At 73.0% G+C, this 762-nt stretch carries 1 protein-coding gene; it reads right to left on the bottom strand.

Features of this window, described 5'->3' with window-relative positions; genetic code table 11:
- A partial coding sequence (locus F1193_RS16900; RefSeq protein WP_150098954.1) for an ImuA family protein occupies positions 1 to 675 on the bottom strand: 675 nt, incomplete at its 3' end.
- Between the last annotated feature and the right edge of the window lie 87 nt (positions 676 to 762).

Below are 762 nucleotides of genomic sequence, written 5' to 3' on the forward strand. Positions count from 1 at the left end.
ATCGCAGGCGTCCACCATGAACTCGGCGCACTCGCCAGCCCGGCAGCGGATCAGCTCGATCATCCAGCGCGCCCGCCCGACGCCCGGCACGGGCAAGGGCGCGGAGGGCAGCACCGAGACCCGCCAGCGCGTCACCGCCACCGTCGGCTGGCCGAACTCCGACGCCTCCGCCGGCCGCCGCCAGCGCCGGAGCGCGAGGCCGAGCGTGCCGGTGCTCTCGGCGGCCAGCTGCAGCCGGCGCGATGAGGTCATCGAGAGGCGCGCCACCTCCGCCACCACCCCGGCAAGGCCGCCATGGCGCAGCCCTTCCTCGAAACAGGCCAGCACCGTCTTGTCGTCCCCGGCCTCGACATGGATCACCCGGTCGGGGGCGAGCCCGGCCTGGGCAAGCGCCGGGACAAACAGATCGGGCTTCGTTACGCACCACAACACCACGCCTTCCCGCCGCGCCAGGATGCCGGCGGCGAACAGCGCCGCCGCCGCGCCGTCGATGGCACCCATCCCACCGCCTGCCACCTCGTGCAGCGCGCCGAGCGCCAACCCGCCGCCGGGCAGCGCGACATCGATCGCCGCCACCCCGAACGGCAGCACGCCTGCCGCGGCCCGCCCACCGCTCTCGATCGCCCGGATGCGGGTGCGCAGCTCCTCGATCGCGGCCCGCGGCCGGGATTCCATCACGGCCTCCTCAGCTCGCGGTCAGAATGTTCCTTATTTGTTCCCGCAAGCTACGCCAGAGTCAACCGGACTCTTTGGCTGTGGATG

The sequence above is a fragment of the Blastochloris sulfoviridis genome, from assembly GCF_008630065.1.
Taxonomy (GTDB): domain Bacteria; phylum Pseudomonadota; class Alphaproteobacteria; order Rhizobiales; family Xanthobacteraceae; genus Blastochloris; species Blastochloris sulfoviridis.